The following is a 22,105-nucleotide window of genomic DNA, read 5'->3' as shown; positions in this document are numbered from 1 at the left end:
TGCCTTTCTGCACCGTGGCAAGGGCGTTAATTATCGGTAATGTTCACCGGAGGGCGCGGCCTACCGCTCCAGCTCCTCGAGCGCCCTGGCCTCTTCCTCTGTCAGCGTGCCGCCGGTCGCGACCGCCCGCCGCCGTCGCGCCGCGAGGAACACGCCGACCGCGCCGATCGCCAGCACCACCGGACCCGCGACCCACAGCAGCAGCGTGTGCGGGGCCATCACCGGGTTGAGCAGCACGTACTCGCCGTAACGGGCGACGATGTAGTCGCGCGCCTCGGCATCCGTATCGCCGGCCACCAGCCGCTCGCGCACCAGCAGGCGCAGGTCGCGGGCGAGATCGGCATCGGAATCGTCGATCGACTGGTTCTGGCAGACGAGGCACCGCAGTTCCGCCGAAATGGCCCGGGCCCGAGCCTCCAGCGCCGGGTCGGCCAGCAGCTCATCGGGCCGCACGGCCAGCGCCGGCAGGCTCATCAGCGCGACCAGCAGGATGGCGAGCAGCGCCCTCATTCGGCCGCCACCCGGGCATGGGCGGGCTGCGGCGCGCCGATGCGCAGCCGCCGGTAGGTCAGCGACAGGAAGCCGGCGCCGGCCATGATGATGCAGCCGAGCCAGATCAGCGTCACGTACGGTTTGAACCACATGCGCACCACCGAGCGCCCGTCGGCCTGTGGCTCACCCAGCTGCAGGTAGAGCTGGCTGAAGCCGTAGGTGACGATCGCCGCCTCGGTGGTCGGCTGGCCGCTGGCGCGGTAGATGCGCCGCTCGCCCGATGTGTCGGTCAGGTTGCCGCCGGGACTGCGGATCTGGAAACGGCCGGTGTCGGAGATGAAGTTCGGGCCCTCGACATGCTCGGTGCCGAGGAAGCTCACCTCATGCTCGGCGATCACCGCCGTATCGTTGGGCGACATCGCCGTCACCACCTCGGTGCCCCAGGCGCTGGCCGCGACGATGCCGATCACCGTCACGCCGAGCCCGAAATGGGCGATCGCCGTGGCCCAGGCCGTGCGCGGCAGGCCGAACAGGCGGCGGAACGAGGTGAGGAGGTCGGTGCGGAAGAACTTCGCCCGGTCGATCAGCTCGGCCAGCGCCCCGAAGGCGACCCAGAAGCCGAGCAGCAACCCGAGCGGCGCCAGCGAGATCGAGCCGCCGGCCAGCGCAAAACAGAGGATCGCCGCGAACAGCGCCAGCCCCGCCGCGCCCGCGAGCCGCTGCGTCACCGCGACGAGGTCGCCGCGCTTCCAGGCCAGGAACGGCCCGAATGGCAGGATCACCAGCAGCGGCGCCATGATGGCCCCGAAGGTCAGGTTGAAGAAGGGCGGGCCCACGGAGATCGTTTCGCCCACCAGCGCATCGAGCAGCAGCGGATAGAGCGTCCCCACCAGCACCGCCGCGGTAGCGCTCGCCAGGAACAGGTTGTTGAGGATCAGCGCACCCTCGCGGCTGATCGGCGCGAACAGGCCGCCGGCCCGCAGCACCGAGGCGCGGAAAGCAAACAGCGCGAAGGCGCCGCCGATGAAGGCGGCGAGCAGGCCGAGGATCACGAGCCCCCGGGTCGGGTCCGAGGCGAAGGTATGCACCGAGGTCAGGATGCCCGAGCGCACCATGAAGGTGCCGAGCAGGCTCAGCGAGAAGGTGATGATGGAGAGAAAGATCGTCCAGATCTTCAGCGCATTGCGCTTTTCCATCACCAGCGCCGAGTGCAGCAGCGCCGTACCGGCGAGCCAGGGCATGAAGCTCGCATTCTCCACCGGGTCCCAGAACCACCAGCCACCCCAGCCGAGTTCGTAATAGGCCCAGTAGGAGCCCATGGCGATGCCGAGCGTCAGGAAGCACCAGCTGACCAGCGTCCACGGCCGCACCCAGCGGGCCCAGGCCGCATCGATGCGGCCCGAGATCAGCGCCGCCATGGCGAAGCTGAAGCAGACCGAAAAGCCGACATAGCCCATGTAAAGCAGCGGCGGATGCACGGCGAGGCCGATATCCTGCAGGATCGGGTTGAGGTCCTGCCCCTCGAACGGCGCGGGATTGAGCCGCGCGAACGGGTTGGAGGTGAAGATGGTGAAGCCGAGGAAGGCGGCAGCCAGCAGGCTCTGCATGGCCAGCACCAGCGCCAGCAGGTCCTTGGGCAGGTTGCGCGCGAAAGCGGCGACCCCCGCGCCCATGATCACGAGGATCAGCACCCACAGGACCATCGAGCCCTCGTGGTTCCCCCACACGGCGGTGATCTTGTAGAGCAGCGGCTGGGCCGAATTGGCGTGCTCGAACGCGAGCTTCAGCGAGAAGTCGGAAGCCACGAAAGCCTGGATCAGCGCCGCAAACGCCGCCGCCACCAGCACGAACTGCAGGATCGCGCCCTGCTGCAGGTAACCGGCAACCACCTCCCGCTTCCAGAACACGAGCCCCACCACCGCCGAGATGGTGGCGATGGCGAACGCGAGGATAAGCGCGAAGTGGCCGAGTTCGATGGTCATGCCATGCCTCCGGCCAGAAAGGCCCCCTCACCCGCCGCTTCGCGGCGACCTCTCCCCCAAGGGAGAGGTAAGGTACGCACCGGCAGTGCCGCATCGCCACCTCTCCCTTTGGGGGAGAGGTCGGCCGAAGGCCGGGTGAGGGGGCCTTTCCCTAAGCGCACAAGCATCATCACAGCGGCGCTCCCTCGGGCTGCCATTCCCCCCGCTTCTTCAGCTCGTCGACGAGCTCGCGCGGCATGTAGTTCTCGTCGTGCTTGGCCAGCACGTTGGTCGCGGCGAACGTGCCCTGCGGGGTGACGCTGCCCTCGATCACCACGCCCTGCCCCTCGCGGAACAGGTCGGGCAGCAGGCCGACGAAATGCGTCGCCATCTCGGTCTGCCCGTCGGTCACGACGAAATCGGACACCTCGCCCTCGCGCTTCCAGCTGCCCTCCTTGACAAGGCCGCCGAGCCGGATCGGCGTCCCTGCCGCCACCTGGCGCTCCTGGATTTCGCTGGGCGAATAGAAGAACACGATCTGGTCGCGCAAAGCCACGAAGATCAGCGTCGCCGCGACGACGAGCACGGCCCCGAGGCCGGCAATGATGGCGAGGCGTTTCTGCTTACGGGTCAATTGCTTGCTACCAGTCCGTTATCCGCTGCAAGAACATCGAGCTCGGTGCGCTGGGCCGGGTCGGGGTAAGCCTTGCGCGCCGCATCATAGGCCAGTTGCGCCGCATCCTTCTGCCCCAATACGAGGCGCGAGCGCACCAGCCGCGTCCATTCCTCGATCGGGCCGCCACCCTGCATCAGCCGATCCGACAGGCCTTCGACCATGGCGGCGACATCGGGCGTATCCGGCACTTCACCGCGCAACCCCGCCTCGGCGCCCTCGAGCCCGGCCTGCGCGCCGGCGAGCCAGGCTTCACCGCCCGCGGCCAGCGCCAGAACGGCCTGCCATTGCGCCTTGGCGGCGGCGAAGTCGCCGCGCCGCATCGCGTCCTCGGCGAGATAGTAGCGCGAGCGCACGTGCTTTTCGTCACGGCCGGCGGCGCTGATGAACAGGGCCAGCGCCTCCTCCGACGCGGTCCCGCCATTGGCCATCATCACCGCCTCGGCGAGGTCGGTCTCGCGGTCGGCCGTCGGCCCGTCGAGCGCGATCACCTTGCGCAGCGCGTTGGCCGCGTCCTCGAACCGGCCGAGCTGCATGTAGGCCGGCGCGATCACGGCCCAGCCGCGTACGTCGTCCGGTGTCTGCTGCAGTTGCGCCTCGATGCGGGCGATGGCGTCGTCGAGCGTCATCTCGGGCGGCGGCATGTCGGGGCGCGTCGCCAGCGGCTGCGCCGGCAGGTCGGGCCGGCCGAGCACGCCATAGACGCCGAGCGCCATGAGCCCCGTCACCACTGCCGCGACCGCCACGAGGCCGCGCCGTCCACCTGCCACCACCGCCGGCCTCTCCTCGGCCCTGATCCGCATCAGTTCGCGCGCCAGCTCGCCCTTGGCGGCCACCGCCTCGGCTTCGCCCATGCGCCCGCCGGCGAGATCGGCCTCGATCTCCTTGAGCTGCAGGCGCAGATGGCTCACTTCGGGGCTGTCTACAACCGGCGCGCCCGCGTTGACCCTCCGCCCGGCCCCCGCATAATAGAGCGCGGCGCAGGCGACGGCTGTGACCAATATTGCGAGCGACCAAAAGATCATGTGCAGGCCTGTGCCTCACCCGGGGCAGCTGAAACGCGCCCGATCTATAAGGGCATTCGGGCGAAATATGCACCCGTCCACAATGATGTGTTGCGCGCGCATTGCCGCAGCCCCGAAAGTCGCCTGATGGCAGATGACAGCTACGATTTCGTCGTCCTCGGCTCGAGCCCCCTGGCCGGGCTGGTCGCTGGCCAGCTGGCGGCTGCCCACAACCGCAGGGTTTTCCTTGTCGGCGAGCCGTTCTCGGCCTTCCGGCTGCAGCGCAGCATCGATATCTCGATCGCGCCCGTCACCCGGCCGGAGACCCTCGCGCTGCTCAAGCGCAGCACCGCCGAACTCGTCCGCCTCGCCGCCGGCTGGGGCAAGGGATTGACCCGGCGCGTCGATCCGCTGTTCGTCGCCGAAACCCCGGCCAGCGCCGCCGCGCTCGGCCATTTCCGCCAGCTGGCGCTGCTGCTCGGCTATGCCGTCGAGCCGGTGGCCGACCGGCACTATCCCGGCGCGCAGGTCGTCAGGGTGCGCGACGCGCAGCTTCTGGCCCACGGCGCCTTCGAAGCGGCGCTCGAGGCCTGGCTCGGCCGGCTCGACGTGCGGCGGCTCGACCAGGCTGACGCCGCCATTTCCATCCGCAAGGACGGCGTCGCCCGCGTCACCCATGGCGGTCTCACCGTCGAGGCCGCGCAGGCCGTGTTCGCCAGCGACGAAGCGATCCTGCGCTACCTGCCGCATGAGGCGCTCGACCGTAGCCTCGAGCCGGTCCCCGCCTCGGCCGCCCTGCTCGAGGGCGGCCGCATCGGCGCGGCGTATGTGAGCTTTCTCGATCGCGGCGTCACGCTGATGCAGGAGCCCAAGGCGACGAGCCTGATCGCGCTCGCCACCGGCGCACCCGAAACGGCCCATGCCCGGGTGGGCAGCGCCATCGGCGGCACGGCCACGCTGCGCCTCGCCGGCGAGACCATGGTGCCCACCCTGCGCTCGAGCGACGGGGCGCCCTATGTCGGCCCGGCCCGCGGCGTGCGCGCCACTCTGGTCGCCGGGCTCGGTCCCACCGGCGGTTTCCTCGCCCCCGTCATCGCGCGCGCGCTCGCCGGCGAGGCCAGCCCCGACGAAGCAGCCTGGATCGCCGCACGCGGCGCCACGCGCGGCAACCAGCGGCTCGCCGTCTCCGACTTCAGCGCGGTGCCGGCGTGAGCCCCGGGCCCAACCGCCTCGCCGCGGATGCCCCACATGGCATGGGCGGCGGCGCCATCGACCGCTCGAAGCCGCTGACCTTCCGGCTCAACGGCCGCGAGGTGTCGGGTTTTGCCGGCGACACCGTGCTGTCGGCCGCGCTCGCCAGCGGTATCCAGGCTGCCGGCCGGCATGGCGACGCGCCCCTCGCGCTCGAAGAGGGCTTTGCCCCGCTCGTCTCGGCCGGCCGCGCCAGCCTGCTGCCCATGGAGCGCACGCCTGCCCTCGACGGGCTCGATCTCACCACGGTCGGCCAGCGGCGCGACCCGATTGCCTCGCGCGGATTGCTCGGCGCGTTGCGCAACCGTCTGGTGGGGCCGGCCCGCACGCTCAACCACCGCTTCGGCGACACCGGGCTCGGCGCCCCGCCCTGGCTCGGCGCGCCGGCCGAGCAGATCCTCGAGGCCGACTTCGCCGTCATCGGCGGCGGCGTCGCCGGCCTCAGTGCCGCCGCCTCGGCCGCCGCTGCCGGCAAGACCGCCATACTGATCGAGCGCACCCCGCATTTGGGCGGCAACATCCGCTATTTCGGCACGGCCGAAGGCGAGGCCGCGCCCGACCAGACCATCACCCGGCTCCTCGGCATGGTCGAGGGCAAGGGCGAGGTCACCGTCCTCACCCGCGCCGAGGCCTTCGCCATCGCCGGCACCACGCTGCGCGTGCATCAGGTCACGGTCGAGGGCAACCGACCGGCGAGCCGGGTGGTCAGCGTCAAGGCCGGCCACGTCGTCATCGCCACAGGCGCGCTCGAGCGGCTGCCGCTCTTTCCCGGCAACCGCACGCCGGGCATCGTCGGGGCGCTCGCCGCCTTCAATCGCGCCGAGCGCTACGGCGTCTGGCCCGGCAGGCGCGCGCTGTTCACTACGCCGCAGAGCTATCCCTACCGCCTCGCGCTCCATGCTGCCGATGCCGGCGTAGATGTGCAGCGCATCGTCGACAGCCGCCTGACGCCCACCTCGCGCTTCCTCGATTTCGCCAAGGCCATGGGCATCACGCTCGCCTCGGCGCTCGTCCCCAGCCTCGCTGAGCCGATCCAGCGCAACGAGCCCGGCCTCAACATCAGCTTCGCCGTCGCGCTCGAAGGTATCACCCAGGACGCCACCGTCGTCGAGACCGACCAGCTGGTGGCCGCCGGCGCCTGGCAGCCCGAACTGCAGCTGTGGCTGCGCGCCGGCGGACAGCCCGGATGGGACGACGCTAATGGCTGGCTCGCCCCGCGCAACCGCCTGCCGCACGTCACCATCACCGGCGCCGCGGCGGGCCTGCGCACCACCGCCGCCGCCATCGCCAGTGGCCGCGCCGCCGTGCTCGAAAGCCTCGGCAAGCCCGCGCCGCCAGTGATCGACGAGGTCATCGAGGCCGCCTTCGAGACCCCTGATGCCGCGACCTCGGTCTCCCCGTTCCGGGCCGAGGCACTCGGCAACACCTATCTCGATCGCGGCCCGTCCCTCGTCACCCGCCGCGCCGCCACGGCCAGCCGGCAGGGCGTCTCGTCCATCGCGGTCCGCCCGGTCCAGCTGAGCCTGGGCGACATCGCCGCCGCCGTCGACATCGGCGCCATGGCCAGGCGCGACGCCGGCCCGGTCGCGGCCGAGCGCTGCGCCATTGGCGGCGACATTTCCGACACCGGCTGGCGGGTCTCCCCCGCCCCCGCCGCCGAAGGCATCGCCGCCCCGCCGCCCTGGCTCGCCGGCCGCTTCGGCGAAAAGGTCCAGGTCTGGTCCGTCGTCGCCGCCGACGCCCGCAGCTTCGGCCCCGGCTGCCTGATCTTCACCCGCTCGGACGTGACCGACCCGGCGCAAGCCATCGGCGTCACCTACACCCAACGCCCTGCCCCCGCGACCGGCGGCATCGCGATCCTGTCGCAGGCCATCGAGGGCGAGATTTTCGTGCAGGATGCCGGGACGGCAGTGGCGGCGAGGCTGAAGGAGCGGGTGAAGGTGGGCTAGCGAAGCTGGTGCTTCTGGCTCCCCCACCCACCGGCTCCGCCGGTCCCCCCTCCCCACAAGGGGGAGGGAAACCCGACTGCGGGCTCGGTGCTTCGGTTCTTGCGCGGTGTCCCTCCCCCTTGTGGGGAGGGGGGACCCGCGCAGCGGGTGGGTGGGGGTGGCCACACGCGCCGAACTGCGTTGCGACCCGCAAGCTAGGGGAGCTACCCCGCCCGCCGCTCCGCCCCATCGCGCGCCCGCCGCAGCACCTCGGCATATTCGCCGTTGAACCGCAACTCGGCCATCTTGATCGCCGCGTCCAGCCGGTCCCCAGTCACCCGATCCGACGGGTTCTGCCGGAACAGTTCGAGGTTGCGGTTGACGTGGATGTCGAGCGCCTGGCCAACCTGTGTCCACATCTGGTCGAACAGCGCATTGAGCGCCAGGGAGTCGCGGCAGTCGCGCACCACGTTGAGGATGTAGCAGCCGTTGAGCGCCGCCAGTACCTGGTCGGTGTCGAGCCAGTCCGTGCCATGGTGGCGGCGCAACGCCAGGTTCACGTCCGGCAGCACCTCGCGCAGCTTGGGCTCGAGCAGCTCCGAAACCGTCTTGATCAGGCCCGCGACGATCCCCGACCAGCGCGTCGTCCGGCCGAGCTCCATGTAAGTCGTCACCGCCCGGATCAGCCGGTGGAAGCGTTCGACCGACGAACAGACCATGTCGATATCGGCAAAGGCGCCATATTGCTGCAGCGCCGGGATCTGGGCCTGGGCATGGGCCAGCATGGCGTCGACCAGCGTGCCGAGCCCGGCCCGCGCCACCGCCTGCTCCTCGGACGCCCCGGCGATGCGGATCGCCGCCGCCATCACGCGGCCGGGGTGGGCGATCTCGGCCATCGCCGCCTGCATCAGCAGCGCGCACACGGCCCGGTCGTTCAGCGGCATGGATTGCAGCGCCAGTGCCAGCGCCGCCTCGTCGGTCATGCCGGCCGTCGCGCGGCCGAAGGCCCGCGCCTTGTCGTAGAGCCCGCGGCACTTGAGCGCCTGCAGCACGAAAGGCAGCCGGCGGAAGGTGTCGTCGCCGCCCATCTGCACGCGCACGCGCCGCTCGGGCTCGGGCAACAGGTTCGTCGTCGCCTCGCGCGCCCGCTGGATCAGCGCCGGCACCAGCTTGCCGAGCGCGGCGCGGCCTTCCGGCGTATCCGTCAGGTCGTCGCTGATCAGGTCGGGCGCGATATCGCGCACCATCCACACCCACACGCCCTGCGCATGCGTCTCGAGGATGGCGCCCTCGAAATCATAGCCGCTCATGCCGGGCACGATCACGGCGTCGATCAGGCCGAGAAACGGGCGCGGCTCCACTGCCGGACGGCGCGAAAACGCGGTCTCGAGCCGGGTTGCGGAGGATATTCTGTCGGCCATGGGAACCGGAGGGCGAAGTGGTCCAGAGTCGCCCGAACGCTAGCGCTCGCCGGTAAATAAATGGCTATGCGAAGTTATTCGCAATCGCCGGTAGAGAGATCGATTGTACCTGATCTATCGCAACCACGACGTCACTCCCGCGAAAGCGGGAATGACTGTTCTGCTGTCGCGCAGTAAGACGGGGCCGCCGCTTTCACGGAAATGACCGGTGGCCTTACGCCGCTTACGCGACGTTCCAGGTCCCGTCCGCCTCGCGGCAGGCCGTGCCCTTCTTGGCATAGGGCGTGCCGCCGATGGTCACGGTGTGGGTGAAGTCGCGGCAGTCGATGTTGTTGACCCGCACATAGGGTCCGACGGTCACCGAGCCGGTGGTGCCCCTGTCGCCGGTCCAGTTGCGCGGCGCGCCCGGGCGGCCGAAGGTCAGCGCGTTGAACTGCGCGCTCGAGGCTTCCGACTGGTCCTTGGCCGACATCAGCCCGATCGCGGAGCCGTCGATGAAGGCCGAAGCGCTGGCGAGGCCGATGCTGCCCGGCTGCTGCGCCGCCACCGGCGGGGTCAGCGTCGCGGGCTGAATGGCCGGCTGCGTGGCAAGCATCGAATTGGGCTGCGGCAGGGTCGGCCCGAGCGCGAGGTCGTTGTTGTTGCTCGAGCTGCAGCCGGCAAGCAGCAGCAGGGCGAAAACGGAAAGGGCACGGGCGTGGAGCTGCATCGGGGTCTCTGGAGCGGAAGGCGGTCTCTTGTGGAAGACTTGGGCCTTATTCCTTGCGTATTGAGGCGAAAGTGCGGAAGCCGGCAACCTTTGCGGCAGGCAGCCGCAGTTCGGCAAGCAGGCCCCCCAGCACCGATCGTTTCAATTGCAAGGACCCACCATAGACGTCAACCAGTTCCTTGACGATATCCAGCCCGAGGCCGGATCCGGGCGTCTTCTCGTCCAGCCTGACACCGCGACGCAACACCTTGTGCGCCTCGTCCTCGGTGAGGCCCGGCCCGTCATCGTCGATCTTGATGAGGAGGTTCGTCGTCCCGTCCGCCCGCTCGGCCACCACCGTCACGCCGATCGAGGACTTTGCCCACTTGCAGGCATTGTCGAGCAGGTTGCCCGCCATTTCCTCGAGGTCGCCCTCGTCGCCGCGGAACCAGGGCAGCGACGCATCGGGCCGCACCATGGCGATGGTCACATGCGGGTTGAGCTTCTGCATCACGCGCGTCAGCCGCAGCATCACGTGGGTGGCGTCGGCTTTCTTGCCCACCACCGCCGAGCGCGTCGCGAGCCGCGCCCGGTCGAGATAGGTGGTCACCAGCTGGCTCATCTTCTCGGTCTCGGACGACACCACCCGCGCCAGCACGTTCTTCTTGTCCGATGCCGCCTCGTTGCGCAGCACCGCGATCGGCGTCTTCAGCCCATGCGCCAGATTGCCCACCTGGTTGCGCGCCCGCTCGACGATCTGCGCATTGGCGCGCAACAGCTCGTTGATTTCCTCGCTCAGCGGCGCGAGCTCGGCCGGGTACGAGCCCGACACCGAAGCCGCCTCGCCCTCGCGCACCCGCTCCACCTCGCGCCTCAGCTGTCCCACCGGCCGCAGCGCCAGCCGCGCCACGATGGTCGACATCACCGCCAGCATGATCGCTACCGCGCCGAGCACGATCAGCGTCTGCCCGCGGAACTCGTTCACCAGCGACAGGATCTCGTCGAGCGAGCCGGTCACCATGATGTGGAGCGGGACCTCGTTGACCGTCACCGCCCGCTCGACCACCCGCACCTTGATGCCGAACGGGTCCTCGACCACGGCGGTCTTGGTGTTGGTGGCATCGAACGGTCCGGGCAGCGGCCCCAGCACCATGCCGACATAGGAATTGGAGAAATTGAGCAGCGAGCCCTGCGCGTCGCGAATGGCCCAGTACCAGCCCGACCCGGTGCGGTCGAAGCGCGGATCGCCGATGCGGATCTGCTCCGATTGCGGCGTCGGCGAGAGCAGGCTCAGGTCGGTCAGCGTCTCGATATGGAACTCCAGCGTCTCGACCAGCGAGTTGTCGAGCGCGCGCGAATAGAGCTCGGTCAAGAGGAACGCCGTCGCCACCAGCGCCACCGCCAGCCAGCCGACGGACAGCAAGAACAGCGATGCCGCGATCGAGCCCTTGCGGCTCGACGGCGCGGTCGAGGTCGGCTTGACCAGCAGCGGCGCAATGGCGGAACGGTACCAGGAGCCGATCCGGTCGCGCATGGTCTGCAGGGTGTCGCTAAGCTTCATGGCGGCCCCCTCTTGATCCTCCCCCGCGGGGCGGGGGAGGGGGACCAGCGAAGCTGGTGGAGGGGGCGGCCACGCACACCGGCGCGCGCTGCCCACCCCTCATCCGCCCTTTCGGCACCTTCTCCCTCAAGGGGAGAAGGATGATGTGGCACCATCTCGCCCCACGCCTTCCTTCTCCCTTTGAGGGAGAAGGTGGATCGGCCGCAGGCCGAGACGGATGAGGGGTACCGCACAGCATGGCGATGCGCGGCCGGAGCGTCAGCGACGGGCGAAAACCCCAGCGCTATCCCCCCGGCAAAAATCTCAATCCTCGGCGATCTGGTAGCCGAGCCCGCGCACCGTCTGGATGCAGTCCTCCGGCAGCTTCTTGCGCAGCCGGCCGACGAACACTTCGATCGTATTGGAATCGCGATCGAAATCCTGGTCGTAGAGATGCTCGGTCAGCTCGGTGCGCGAGATCACCTTGCCCTTGTGGTGCATCAGGTAGCTCAGCAACCGCAATTCGTGGCTGGTCAGCTTGATCGAGTGGCCATCCACCGTCACCTTGCCTGCCTTCACATCGAGCCGCACCGAGCCGGCGACGATCTCGTTGCTCGCCTGCCCCGCGGCACGCCGCACCAGCGCGCGCACCCGGGCCAGCACTTCCTCCATGTGGAAGGGTTTTGCGACGTAGTCGTCGGCGCCGGCATCAATGCCCTGCACCTTGTCGCTCCAGCGGTCGCGGGCGGTCAGCAGCAGCACCGGCATCTTCTTGCCGGCGCGGCGCCATTCTTCCAGCACCGACAGGCCGTCCATCTGCGGCAGGCCGATATCGAGCACGACCACGTCATAGGGCTCGGTATCGCCGAGGAAATGGCCTTCCTCGCCATCGAAGGCCACGTCCACGACGTAGCCCCCCTCCTCCAGCGCCTCTTTCAGCTGACGGTTGAGATTGGTGTCGTCCTCAACGACGAGAATGCGCATTGTGGTCCCCTTCAGAGCGCTGTCAGGAAAAGTTGCAGACTTTTCCGGTTCGACAAGCGCGACAACTCCGTACCCGCCACAGCAGAGCCCCCACGCCCGGCGAATGCCGGCCCTACGCGCGAAGAGACGCTCGAGGCGGGATTTTACGCAGGCCTTTACTGGGCGGGCAAGCTCACCGGGCGGCTTTCGCCATAGGAATCCATCACGTTGACCTGCCATTCCCACCGGCCGCCAACGAGGCACAGCTGCGCCTGCTGCGAGATGACACGCCCCTCCTCGCCCGAAGCCTGCAGGGCCTCGGCGAGCTGGCGCACTTCGCCGCTATCGATTTTTTCCTGAATCTCGCGCCGGCTCAGGCACTCCTGCGCCAGAGCCGGGGCAGCCAAACCAGCCCCCAGCCCCAGCGCCAAACCGCCGGCCAGCACGATACGCATAAACCTGTTCATGCTCGCGGTTATGCGGGAGGGGGGATGAATGCGGGATGAATGGGGGCGGATCAGGTCAGATGATGGCGGCATACTCACGAAGTTCGGCGACGGTCTTGGTCAATCCCTGTCGCTCAAGCATGTCGAGATATTCTGTGGCTGACTTTTCCGGCTTCTTCAGCCGGGCCCGACACCGAGTTGCAGCGATCACCACGGCGGCGGTGTTGAGCCCGAACTGATGGAACAGGAAGTCGTCGGGATGCATCGGTTCGATGGCCAGCGGAGCCAGAATGTCGCTGGGAAAGTCCTTCAGATTAAAGGTGACTATGGCATCACTGGATGATGCAATCGCGGCGGCTAGGACATGGCGGTCGTCCTCGTCCGGCAGCTGCAGACCGGCGATCAGCGGGTCATAGCCCTGCACGAGACAGTCGGGAACGGCACGATTCATCAGGTCGCGCGTGCGTTCCAGCTGCTCCAGCGTGAGATCCGTGCGGTCTTCCAGAAGGCTCTGTATCCACTCGCTGTGTATGCGATCGGTCCATTTCGCCCTGAACAGGCCGCCCGCTGCGAGCTCCATCAGGAAGTCTCTTAGCGGCGCCGGATATAGAACGCACGCATCCAGCACGACGGTGTAGCTTGAGCGCCTAATAGCCCATCCCCAGCTCCTGGGCCTGGTTCGCCAACTCCTCCATCACGCGCTGACGCTCGTCTTCGGTCGCCTTTCGATAGGCTTCGAGGTCGCTGAACTTTACGCGCCGATGAGTACCCACCATGTTGAACTTCACACGCCCCTCCTCGAGCAGGCGAATGAGGTACGGGCGCGAGACATTCAAATAGTCCGCCGCCTCTTGGGTAGTGAGTTCGGCGTGGATGGGGATGAGAGTTACGGCATTACCCTGCGCCATCTCGGTCAGCAGATGGTAGAGCAAATTGCTGACCGACTTCGGCAGGCGCAGCGTTTCTCCACCGTCAATTTGAACGCGAAGCTCGGCGCCCTCCTGCTTGACGCGGGAGAGCTGCCGGCTGGCCTGGGCAGCCAATTCAGCATCGTCGGCCGACGGCATGATCGGTCGTTGGAGCAGATTGGTCATTTGGGTCACCTGTGTCGCGATCAGATATAGCGCTCAAACGAAACAAACGCAACAAACGCAATATCTAAAACGGCAACAGCGCTTGACTCCTACGCTCCTTCCTACCCCTTCAGCCCCTTCCTCAAGAAAATGATCGCCAGCCCCTCCATCAGCAGCTGGCCCGCGGCCTGACCCTCGAAGCTGGGCAAATCCACGCCGATGAGCTGGCTGATCGCGGCCAGCACCATGGCCGCCGCGACGATGTAGGTCTTGAAGCCGTCGAGCAGATTGAACGTCACGAGAGTTCTCCTCAGTTGAGATGACAAAAAGCCCACCAGCAGGTTGATCCGCTGGCGGGCGATGGCCTCCCCGAGGCCATCGAAAATCGTCTTACGCATGGAAGGCGCCGGTCCCCTGATGGCCCGGCCCGAACACCGGGCTGAGCTGTTGCACCGTGAAGTCGAAGGCGTCGGGCAGCGCGCCGAAATCGGCCACCTGGTCCGCCGCCGCATAGATCGCCGCCGGCGCCGCGACCGCGATGCTCCGCACCGCCGCCGCCCCGTCGAAGATGATCACCCGATAGGCCTCGGGCGCATGTTCGAGCGGTACTTCCGCCGCCGCCCACGCCCCCGCGTCGGCCCGGCTACGCCGCAGCCAGCTCAGCGCGATATCGCCCCCTGCCCCGCGCAATGCGCGCAAATGCACCGGCGGCAGCGGCAGCACCGGCTCAAGCGTCAGGCTCGCCGACAGCGCCGTGCCGGTACCATCGAGCCGCCCGGCAAAGGCGCGCAGCAAGAGCTCGCCGCCAAGCCAGTCCGGCTCCACCGGCAACACCGCCACATTGCCATCGAGCACCACCAGCCTGTTGCCCGCCGCGGCCGGCCCCATGGCGACATCGGAGCCACCCAGCCCGCGCAACAGCGAAGTCAGCCGATAGCGCCCCGCCGAAACCAGCTCGGCCCCGGCAAAGCCGAGCACCTCCCACTCGCCCGCATCGTTCTCCACCGCGATCCGGTTCACCCCCGCCAAAGCCGCCTCGAAATCCACCGGCGCCAGGTGCCCGCCTGACAGTTCGATCTCGACGCTGCGTCGATCCCGCACATGGATCGGCCCTTCCGTCAGCGGCGTCACCAGCTCGCCGATCGCCGCCGGCCGCGCCAGCCGCGCAATCCGCGCGCCGGTCGCCACCAGTTGCACATCCACCTCGCCCGGCCACGGGCTGGCATAGGCCGCGAGCAGCAGCCGCGAGCGCTCCGGCGTCGCCGGGTCGGGCGGCAGATGTGCCGCGATAAGTGCCGGCTCCGCCAATGGCGCCGGACTCGCCGCCGCCCGCGCCGGCCGATCCGAAAACACCGCCGCCTTCAGCACCGGCGGCACCGCCCGCGCGCTCACTTTTCGCTCCAATCCGTCGCGGATTTCCGTGACCTCGAACGGCCCCTCAGCCTCGCCGGCGAGCGCGATCACATCGCCCACCTCGAGCGCCGCGAAGGACGGCGGCAGCGCGAGCTCCACCGTGTCGCGCTGCACCCCCGCGGCCCGCAGCAGCCGCTCGGCCACGCCGCGCGCCGACACCGCATCGAGCACCAGCCCGGTATTCTCCCCGGCCACCGCCGCCCCCTCGGGCCGCATCGCCGTCGCCGTGCCCGCGAGATAGTCGCGCTCGCGATCGACATAGCCGACCGCCAGACGCCCCACCGTCTCGGACGGATCAGGCCGCCGCCGTGCGGCCAGCGGGCCGTCTTCCTTGACGAGATCGTCGCGGGCAATCGTCAGCGCCGGCAAAACCTCCGGCCGCACCAGCTCCAGCCCAGCCGTACCATCGCGCACCGCCAATCCCGATGCCGCCAGGGCCGAGCCCGTCGCATCGCGCCAGCTCATCACGCCCTCGAGCGCCGCCCCGTGGATCAGCGTCCCCGCCACATCCGCCGCGCCGAGCTCGACCCCGAAATCCGCCCCCACCGCGCGGGCAAACTCATCCGGCGCCAGCACACCCAGCCGCCCGGTCAGCCAATGCCCCGCCGCATGGTTCTCGGCATCCGCCCAGGTCGCGACATCGGACGGAAACGCCGGATAGGGCCGCGCATCCCAGGCCCAGAGCGAAATCCGCCCCACCATCGGATCGCCCTCCCAATGGCCGAGCTGCGCGCGCAAAAACTGCCGCTGCATCAGCGCGTCCGGCGCACCGTTGGAGAAATGCGGCCGCCCATCCTCGGCGCTTTTGGCGTCCGGGAACATGTTCGGCTGGTTCGCCCCCTTGTCGACCACCGCGCAGCCGAGTTCGGTGAACCACACGGGCTTCATCCCCGACACCCACCCGGTCGGCTCAGCCAAGCGCACCCCGCCGACCCGGTCGTGATGGGCATGGCTCCACCAGCCCGCAATGTCCTTGAAGCGCCAGACCCAGTCCTCGCCGTGCGCCCCGTCGGCAATCGGCGCGCGCGTCCCCGCCAGCCGGTCGGCGGCACTGGCATAGTACCAGTCGAACCCCTCGCCCCCGTCGATCCCCGCCTCGAGATAGGCGAGCCCATACGGCCCGTCCGCCCCCGCCTCCGGCGCATCCTCGCCGTCGCGCCAGTCGGCGATCGGCATGTAGTTGTCGATCCCCACCGCCGCGATATCGGGCGAGGCCCACAGCGGATCGAGGTGAAACCACTTGTCCCCTGGCGCCTCCGGCGGCTGGAACCCGTGATACTCGCTCCAGTCCGCCGCATAAGTCAGCGCCACCGACGGCGCGAGGTCCTTTACTTCCGCCGCCAGCTCCACCAACGCGGCGACGAACGGGAAATCTTCGGCGGCCCCCGCCGTGGTCATCCCCACCATCTCCGAGCCGATCACCAGCGCATCCGCCCCCGCCTCCTCGGCCAGCGTCGCGTAGTGCCGCACGAACCGCCGGTAACCCCAGTCCCCGGCCCCGCCGACAAACGCCGCCACATCCGCGACCACGTCGCCCTCCGGCGCAATCCGCCCGCGCCACGGGTAAGCCGGCTGTCCCATCGGATTGTCGGCCGGCACATCCATCAGCAGCATCGGATAAAGCGTCACCGCGAGCCCGCGGTCCTTGAGATCCGCAATCGCCGCCCGCACCGCCGCATCCGAGGGCGTGCCGCCATAAGCCGGCCCGCCGCCGAACGAGCTCACCACCTGAGCCGTCGCGCGCGAAAGTCCTGCAACACCCCACTCGACCCCACGAACCGCCCGCGAAGCCGCCTCCACCTTCGGCCGCACCGTGCACTCGCCACAGCGAAGATCGTCGCCGAACCAGCTCACCACCAGCGCCGCATGCTCGAGGTTCGGGCACAGCTCCTGCAGCTCATCGAGCGACAGCGTCCAGTCGCTCACCAGCGCCGAGGCATGCGCATTCTCGTGCCCGGCGGCACCACGCCCGGTCACCCGCACGCGCGGCACCGGGTCGTAGCCGAACTCGGTCGCCCCGGGGATCACCGCCACCGAGCGGATCAGCGGCTCGAGCTCGCCCACCACCCGGCACAGCTCCACCGTGATGTTGGGAATGCGGTTGCCGAATTCGGTCAGCGCCAGCCGCTCGAACACGAGATAGCTCAGGCCGCGATAAGCCGGCGCCGCCCCCGCGCCCTGCTTCGCCTCGATCAGGCTGTCCGCCTCCTGGTCCTCGGTCCCGCGATAGAACCGCAGGTTCAGCCGCTCGGTCTCGAGCAGCTGCCCGTCGGCCCACACCCGCCCCAGCCGGCTCACCTCGCCCTCGCACAGCCCCACGGCAAAGCTCGCGACGATCTCGCGCTCCTCTGCCTCCTGCGTGCCCTTCGCCCCGGCACTCTCCCGGGTAATCTCCTCGAGCTCGGTGGCCCAGATGATATTGCCCGCCAGGCGGCTCCAGCCATAAAGCCGAGGCACCGCCCCGCCCTCGGATGAGCCCGAAATCCGGATATCCGCCCCCGGCTGCCGCTCCGGCTTTTCCGCAAACAGCTGCTGGTCGATCACCGACCCCGCCAGCGCCCCCAGCGCCCGCCCGATCGTCGCCCCGATCGGCCCGCCAAGCGCCCCACCCACGAACTGCCCGGCCACGGAAAGTGCCAGTGTTGCCATTTGTCCTGCCCCTCACCCGTCGCGGCCTTCGGCCGATCCACCCTCTCCCTCAAGGGGAGAGGGAAGATGCTGCCCCAAACTCCTCCCCTCTCCCCTTGAGGGAGAGGGGTGCCCGAAGGGCGGGGTGAGGGGCAGGTTCAGCGGGAAACGCAAACACCCCCGCCACCCGCTTCCGCCAGCCGTCGCCCAGCGCCCCCTCCACCACGCCCAGCCGTTCCTGCGCGTGCACGAAGCGCGTCGGGCTCACCATGATCCCGCAATGCCGCGGCAGCGCCGAAGCCCCCATGCGAAACAGCAGCACTGCACCCGGCCCGAACGCACCCGGCCGCAACCACCGCTCCGCCAGCCCCAGCAATTCCGCCGCATGCGAGTCATCCCGCCAGTCCGCCCGATAGTTCGGCAGCGCCGGCGCCTGCGTCCCCGTCACCTCGGCCCATACCCCCGCGAGCAGCCCCAGACAATCGCAGCCGACGCCGCGCACAGCCGCCCGGTGCCGGTAGGGCGTGCCCACCCAGCCGCGCGCCGCCGTCACAATGTCCCTGTTCATCCGACCAGCTTCCGCCCGTCCATCTGCGCGCCGGGACGCGGGTAGCGCAGCACGAAATCATTGCCCGGAATGTGCGGAAAGCCGCGGAAGTTGACCGCGTTGGCGAACCGCTCGCGGCACGTCGCGAAGCGCCGGTCGCACCCCGCCGTCAGCACCAGCGCGTCGCCGGCCTCGACCCAGTCCCCCACGGCCGAACCGAACCCCAGCACATCCGCCCCGCCGAGCCGCTCATGCGTCACCACCCGGTCGCGCAAGCCCTCGCGCCTGCCGCCATCCCAGGCCGCCAACCCGAACGCGAACCACCCTGCCTCGAACCCGGCCACGCCCTCGACCACGATGCGAAACCGGTCCCGCACCCCGAGCACCGTGGCCTCCGCCCGGAACGCCGGATCCTCCAGATCCACGCCACAGCGCGCATCGCCCAGTTCGGCATCGCACAGCGCCTGGTACACCCGCCCCTGCGGCTGGTTGATCGCGTGCTGCCCCGAGCGCAGCTCGGCCCGGAACACGCCGTCCTCGCGCACGATCTCGCCGATCGTCGTCCGGCTCACCAGCAGGCGCTGGCTGGTATCGCGCCAGTTCACCCGCCAGGTCTCGACGCTCGCCCCATCGAAGCGCCCGAGCAATATATCGTCCTCATCGATCGCATCCGAATGCAGCACGCCCACCACCTCGGTGGTGTCTACACTCGCCCCGAGCTTCCCCACCCGCTCCCCACCATCGAGCCCGTGCGCCGGCACGAACTCGGTCCCGTCAAAACCCAGCACCGCATCGTGGTCGGTGAACCCGAGCACCAGCCCATCGGCCCGCACGATCCGCCAGCACGTCGCCAGCGTCGTCGCCCCACCCGCGACATGCGCGGAAAAGCCCGCCTCCAGTAGTCTCATTCGCGCACCTCGATCAGCGGAATACTCGGCACCTCGGCCGCATCAAAGCTGGTCAGCTCGACATCCAGCCGGTCGATATCGAAGCGCACCGGCACATCGAACAGAAACCCCGCCGTCACCGCCGCGCCCAAACCCGGCGCCACGTCGAACGTCACCGCACCGGTCAGCGCATCAACCGAGAAATCGGTGGCGGGCACCGCCGCACCCGCCACCGCCATCACCACCGTCCCCGCAACCGGCTTGGTGATGGGTCTCAGGTACGGGTCGAAATTCGCGCCATAACGCTTGGTCAGATCAAAGGAAACGCGTACTCCATCGCCCACGCCGATCTGCTGGTCGAGCATCCCCGGCACATCCGTGCCGTTCGACGAATAGTCGAGCCCATCGCGCCACAGGAAGGCATGAAACCGCCCGCGCCGCTCCTCGAAAAAGGCCAGCACCGCCGCCATGTCGGCGCGCGATTTCACCCCGTAGCCGGCATTGTAGCGCCGACGCGAATGCAGCCACCGGCTGTTCCGCTCCTCGCGGCCGGACGCCAGCGTGACGATGTCGGTAGCGCGCTCCGGCCCGCCGCGCGCACCCAAAGCAATGTCGAGCGGAAAACGCACCGCGTGAAAGGTCATCTTGATCTCCTCGGGCAGGATGTCGCGGCGATCCTCCCCCGTTCACGGGGGAGGGACACCGTGCAGGAACCGAACCATCAGTCGGGTCTCCCTCCCCCTTGTGGGGAGGGGGGACCCGCGTAGCGGGTGGGTGGGGGTGGTCACGTGCCAGCCTCTCAACTCCCCCTGCTCCCCCGCCGCACCGCCCGCAGCAGCATGGCGCTCAGCTCCGCCTCGCTCGCCGCAAAGCTGCGCGCGTCCGTCGCCGTCACGTTGAACGTCACGTTCACCGCCCCGCCGCCCCCAGCCACGCCCAGCCGTCCGTCGCTCCCGCGCGCCAGCGGCAAAATCGCCTCGGCCCCGGCCTCGCCGGCCAGCCCCAGGCCCTGCCCGAGCGGAAAGTAAGCCGGGCTCGCCAGCACGCCGCCCTTGGCGAACGGCGTCACCACCGGGTTGGTGGCGGTGAACAGACTCTCGATCGCCCCGCTCACCAGCGCGCCCACCGGCTGGAACGCCGCCTTCAGCGCAATATCGGCAAAGCTGCGCGCCACCTCGCCCAGCACCGATTTCAGCGAGCGCCCATCGAGCACGGCGCCGCGAAAGGCCCGGCTCAACGCCTTGCCGACGCCATCGGCCAAGTCCCCGATGCGCTCGAGCTCGGCCGATACATCGTCGAGCCCTTCGAGCCGGTCGCCAAACGGATCCGCCATCACATCACCTCATCGGGAAATGCCGCCATCAGCCGACCCAGCACCTCGCGCCCCGGCGCCGCGCCGCGCGTCCGCCCAGAACGCGCCTCGAACGCCGCCGCCAGTTCCTTCGGCGTCAGCCCCCAGAACTCACGCGAACTCAAGCGCAGCACCCCGAACCCAAAGCGCATCGCCTCGTCCCACGGAAACGCGTTCATGCCGCCTCCCCGAACGTCGCGCGCAGCAGCCGCGCCGCAACCTCCGCCGCGCCCTTCAGCCCACCCTCGATCGACATCCGCGCCAGGTCATCGTCGGTAATGGCATTGCCACCCCCACGCAGCCCCGCCCCGATGATCGCCGTCAGATCACGCGCCGACACCCGCCCAGAGCTGAACCGCTCGCTCAACCCCACCAGATCCCCTGCCTGCAGCCGCGCCTCGAGCTCCGCCAGCGCGCCCAATGTCAGGCACAGAGTGCGCTCCTCTCCTTCGAACACGGCCGAAATCTCACCGCGCTGAGTATTCGGCATGCTTTTCTCCCTGTTTCCCGGCTATCGCAATCACCCACCGGGTCACCCCGGCGCAGGCCGGGGCCCATCCTGAAGTGTCTCGGCTTGTGCAAGGCCGAGCCCCATCGCCTCCCTCCCCCTTGCGGGGAGGGAACGAGGGTGGGGGTCGTTCGGCGATCACCGCGCGACCCCCACCCCCGACCCCTCCCCGCAAGGGGGAGGGGAGCTACACCGCCGCAAACGCCAGCTGCCCGGCGCTCTCCAGCGCCAGCTCGAACGTTACCTCGCCGGCATGATCGGCCGCGAACTCCAGCGCCACGATCTGGAACGGTCCCTCCACCGTGCCGAAATCGGGCAGGATCAGCTGCCAGTTGCGAATGGTCCCGGCAAAGAACAGCGAGCGGATCGTTGCGTCGGACGTCGCATCCTTGAAGATGCCCGACCCCGCCGCCGCCGCCCGCTTGATCCCGCCACCGGCGAGCAGCTCGCGCCAGCGCCCGGCGCTCTCGGCATCGGTCACATCGATCGCCGCCGCATTGAACGCGAGGCTCCGCGAACGCAGCCCCGCCACGGTGACAAAACTCCCCGACCCTGTCTGGTCGAGTTTTAGCAGCATGTCCTTGCCGCTCTGGGCGGTCATGTTGGTTCTCCATTTGTGTAAGGCGAGGTGCGGCGGCTCCCCTCCCCCTTGCGGGGAGGGGCTGGGGGTGGGGGTCCATCGGTGATCACCGCACCACCCCCTCCCTCGATCCCTCCCCGCAAGGGGGAGGGAGGAGCTCGAACCCGCTCAGATGGCCTCGCTCAATACCCGCAGCGCCACCGCCGCCCGCGCCTGCCCGGTCTCGGCATCGATGGCCGTGTCCGTCCGCTCATGCTGCACATGCGTCACCGCGAGCCCCGTCGCGGTCAGCGCTTCCGCCACCGCCACGACCCGCTCGGCAATGGCAAGCGCCGCCTTCCGGCTCGGCTGCCCGGCCCACACATGCAGCGTCACCCGATGCTCATGCCCCGGCGCCGCATCGCCATCGCGCGACAGCAGGTCGTGCCGGGCAATCGCGACATAAGGCGGCGCGGCATCCCGCGGCGGCGCGTCGAACACGCCGACGCCGGCGAGCGCTTCATCAGTGCGCAACGTGGACACCAGCGCGGCTTGGAGAAGAATGATGGGATGGGTCATGGCGCGAGAGGCACCCCCCACCCTGTCCCTCCCCCGCAAGGGGGGAGGAGACCAAAACACTGGCGTCGGTGTGAGCGTCTCCCTCCCCCTTGCGGGGAGGGGACAGGGGTGGGGGTGCTCTTCCCCCACCGGCCCTCGTGCACTCCTGCATCAAGCGAGAAACGGCGCCAGCAGTCGTCACTCCCTCCCCCTT

General features: G+C 69.2%; 23 protein-coding genes. 2 read left to right on the top strand and 21 right to left on the bottom strand.

The window, feature by feature from the left end:
- Window positions 1–60 precede the first annotated feature (60 nt).
- The 4 genes from AC3A6I_RS05490 to ccmI all read right to left on the bottom strand — a co-directional run bounded on the left by AC3A6I_RS05490 (window position 61) and on the right by ccmI (window position 4,151).
- Window positions 61–510 carry a cytochrome c-type biogenesis protein gene (locus AC3A6I_RS05490; RefSeq protein WP_487542375.1) on the bottom strand — a complete coding sequence of 150 codons (450 nt, stop codon included), beginning with the start codon at window positions 508–510 and terminating at the stop codon, window positions 61–63.
- Entirely contained in the window at window positions 507–2,474 is a 1,968-nt protein-coding gene (locus AC3A6I_RS05485) for a heme lyase CcmF/NrfE family subunit (RefSeq protein WP_487542374.1), read from the bottom strand. The genes AC3A6I_RS05490 and AC3A6I_RS05485 overlap by 4 nt, the downstream gene beginning before the upstream one ends.
- 169 nt (window positions 2,475–2,643) lie before the next feature.
- Window positions 2,644–3,087, bottom strand: coding sequence for a cytochrome c maturation protein CcmE (ccmE, locus tag AC3A6I_RS05480; protein WP_487542372.1), 444 nt, complete (start codon window positions 3,085–3,087; stop codon window positions 2,644–2,646).
- Window positions 3,084–4,151, bottom strand: a complete 1,068-nt coding sequence (gene ccmI / locus AC3A6I_RS05475; protein ID WP_487542370.1) for a c-type cytochrome biogenesis protein CcmI — start codon at window positions 4,149–4,151, stop codon at window positions 3,084–3,086. Before ccmI ends, ccmE begins: the two co-directional genes overlap by 4 nt.
- 126 nt (window positions 4,152–4,277) lie before the next feature.
- Here ccmI and AC3A6I_RS05470 point away from each other — a divergent pair, with 126 nt between their 5' ends.
- Together AC3A6I_RS05470 and AC3A6I_RS05465 are read left to right on the top strand one after the other, a co-directional pair.
- The gene (locus AC3A6I_RS05470) at window positions 4,278–5,342 is read left to right on the top strand and encodes an FAD-binding oxidoreductase/lyase (protein ID WP_487542369.1); all 1,065 of its coding nucleotides are present in this window, start codon (window positions 4,278–4,280) and stop codon (window positions 5,340–5,342) included.
- Window positions 5,339–7,330 (top strand): FAD-dependent oxidoreductase, encoded by a 1,992-nt coding sequence (locus AC3A6I_RS05465; RefSeq protein ID WP_487542367.1) that lies wholly within the window; start codon window positions 5,339–5,341, stop codon window positions 7,328–7,330. Before AC3A6I_RS05470 ends, AC3A6I_RS05465 begins: the two co-directional genes overlap by 4 nt.
- A 203-nt stretch (window positions 7,331–7,533) precedes the next feature.
- Here the strand turns inward: AC3A6I_RS05465 and AC3A6I_RS05460 are convergent, their stop codons facing one another.
- From AC3A6I_RS05460 to AC3A6I_RS05380, 17 genes are all read right to left on the bottom strand, one after another.
- A complete protein-coding gene (locus tag AC3A6I_RS05460) occupies window positions 7,534–8,730 on the bottom strand; it encodes a hypothetical protein (protein WP_487542365.1) in 1,197 nt (398 codons plus the stop codon).
- Between the two features lie 223 nt (window positions 8,731–8,953).
- Window positions 8,954–9,439: an RT0821/Lpp0805 family surface protein gene (locus tag AC3A6I_RS05455; RefSeq protein ID WP_487542363.1), complete on the bottom strand. Its 486-nt coding sequence runs from the start codon at window positions 9,437–9,439 to the stop codon at window positions 8,954–8,956.
- 46 nt (window positions 9,440–9,485) lie between these two features.
- Window positions 9,486–10,979 carry a sensor histidine kinase gene (locus tag AC3A6I_RS05450; protein ID WP_487542361.1) on the bottom strand — a complete coding sequence of 498 codons (1,494 nt, stop codon included), beginning with the start codon at window positions 10,977–10,979 and terminating at the stop codon, window positions 9,486–9,488.
- A 303-nt stretch (window positions 10,980–11,282) separates the two neighbouring features.
- Window positions 11,283–11,942: a response regulator transcription factor gene (locus AC3A6I_RS05445; RefSeq protein ID WP_487542360.1), complete on the bottom strand. Its 660-nt coding sequence runs from the start codon at window positions 11,940–11,942 to the stop codon at window positions 11,283–11,285.
- A gap of 155 nt (window positions 11,943–12,097) precedes the next feature.
- Window positions 12,098–12,376: a hypothetical protein gene (locus tag AC3A6I_RS05440; RefSeq protein WP_487542358.1), complete on the bottom strand. Its 279-nt coding sequence runs from the start codon at window positions 12,374–12,376 to the stop codon at window positions 12,098–12,100.
- 67 nt (window positions 12,377–12,443) lie between these two features.
- A complete protein-coding gene (locus tag AC3A6I_RS05435) occupies window positions 12,444–12,995 on the bottom strand; it encodes a VapC50 family PIN domain-containing toxin (protein WP_487542356.1) in 552 nt (183 codons plus the stop codon).
- Between the two features lie 19 nt (window positions 12,996–13,014).
- Window positions 13,015–13,461 carry a helix-turn-helix domain-containing protein gene (locus AC3A6I_RS05430; RefSeq protein WP_487542354.1) on the bottom strand — a complete coding sequence of 149 codons (447 nt, stop codon included), beginning with the start codon at window positions 13,459–13,461 and terminating at the stop codon, window positions 13,015–13,017.
- 101 nt (window positions 13,462–13,562) lie between these two features.
- Entirely contained in the window at window positions 13,563–13,838 is a 276-nt protein-coding gene (locus AC3A6I_RS05425; RefSeq protein ID WP_487542352.1) for a hypothetical protein, read from the bottom strand.
- Window positions 13,831–17,502: a baseplate multidomain protein megatron gene (locus AC3A6I_RS05420; RefSeq protein ID WP_487542350.1), complete on the bottom strand. Its 3,672-nt coding sequence runs from the start codon at window positions 17,500–17,502 to the stop codon at window positions 13,831–13,833. Before AC3A6I_RS05420 ends, AC3A6I_RS05425 begins: the two co-directional genes overlap by 8 nt.
- Before the next feature lie 49 nt (window positions 17,503–17,551).
- Entirely contained in the window at window positions 17,552–18,049 is a 498-nt protein-coding gene (locus AC3A6I_RS05415; RefSeq protein ID WP_487542348.1) for a C40 family peptidase, read from the bottom strand.
- Window positions 18,046–18,936 (bottom strand): DUF2163 domain-containing protein, encoded by an 891-nt coding sequence (locus tag AC3A6I_RS05410; protein ID WP_487542346.1) that lies wholly within the window; start codon window positions 18,934–18,936, stop codon window positions 18,046–18,048. Before AC3A6I_RS05410 ends, AC3A6I_RS05415 begins: the two co-directional genes overlap by 4 nt.
- Window positions 18,933–19,559 carry a phage distal tail protein, Rcc01695 family gene (locus AC3A6I_RS05405; RefSeq protein ID WP_487542344.1) on the bottom strand — a complete coding sequence of 209 codons (627 nt, stop codon included), beginning with the start codon at window positions 19,557–19,559 and terminating at the stop codon, window positions 18,933–18,935. Before AC3A6I_RS05405 ends, AC3A6I_RS05410 begins: the two co-directional genes overlap by 4 nt.
- A 155-nt stretch (window positions 19,560–19,714) precedes the next feature.
- Complete coding sequence (locus AC3A6I_RS05400; RefSeq protein ID WP_487542343.1) at window positions 19,715–20,248, bottom strand: phage tail tape measure protein; 534 nt, start codon at window positions 20,246–20,248, stop codon at window positions 19,715–19,717.
- Window positions 20,248–20,445 carry a rcc01693 family protein gene (locus tag AC3A6I_RS05395; protein WP_487542341.1) on the bottom strand — a complete coding sequence of 66 codons (198 nt, stop codon included), beginning with the start codon at window positions 20,443–20,445 and terminating at the stop codon, window positions 20,248–20,250. The genes AC3A6I_RS05400 and AC3A6I_RS05395 overlap by 1 nt, the downstream gene beginning before the upstream one ends.
- Window positions 20,442–20,756 carry a gene transfer agent family protein gene (locus AC3A6I_RS05390; RefSeq protein WP_487542339.1) on the bottom strand — a complete coding sequence of 105 codons (315 nt, stop codon included), beginning with the start codon at window positions 20,754–20,756 and terminating at the stop codon, window positions 20,442–20,444. The genes AC3A6I_RS05395 and AC3A6I_RS05390 overlap by 4 nt, the downstream gene beginning before the upstream one ends.
- A gap of 205 nt (window positions 20,757–20,961) precedes the next feature.
- On the bottom strand, window positions 20,962–21,375 hold the full coding sequence (locus AC3A6I_RS05385) for a phage major tail protein, TP901-1 family (protein ID WP_487542337.1): 414 nt from the start codon (window positions 21,373–21,375) through the stop codon (window positions 20,962–20,964).
- A 147-nt stretch (window positions 21,376–21,522) separates the two neighbouring features.
- Window positions 21,523–21,912 (bottom strand): DUF3168 domain-containing protein, encoded by a 390-nt coding sequence (locus tag AC3A6I_RS05380; RefSeq protein WP_487542335.1) that lies wholly within the window; start codon window positions 21,910–21,912, stop codon window positions 21,523–21,525.
- Window positions 21,913–22,105 lie beyond the last annotated feature (193 nt).

This window comes from Devosia sp. Soil_C_22 (assembly GCF_057657195.1).
The sequence above is the reverse complement of the archived record's forward strand: the minus strand, read 5'-3'. Positions and strand labels throughout refer to the sequence as shown.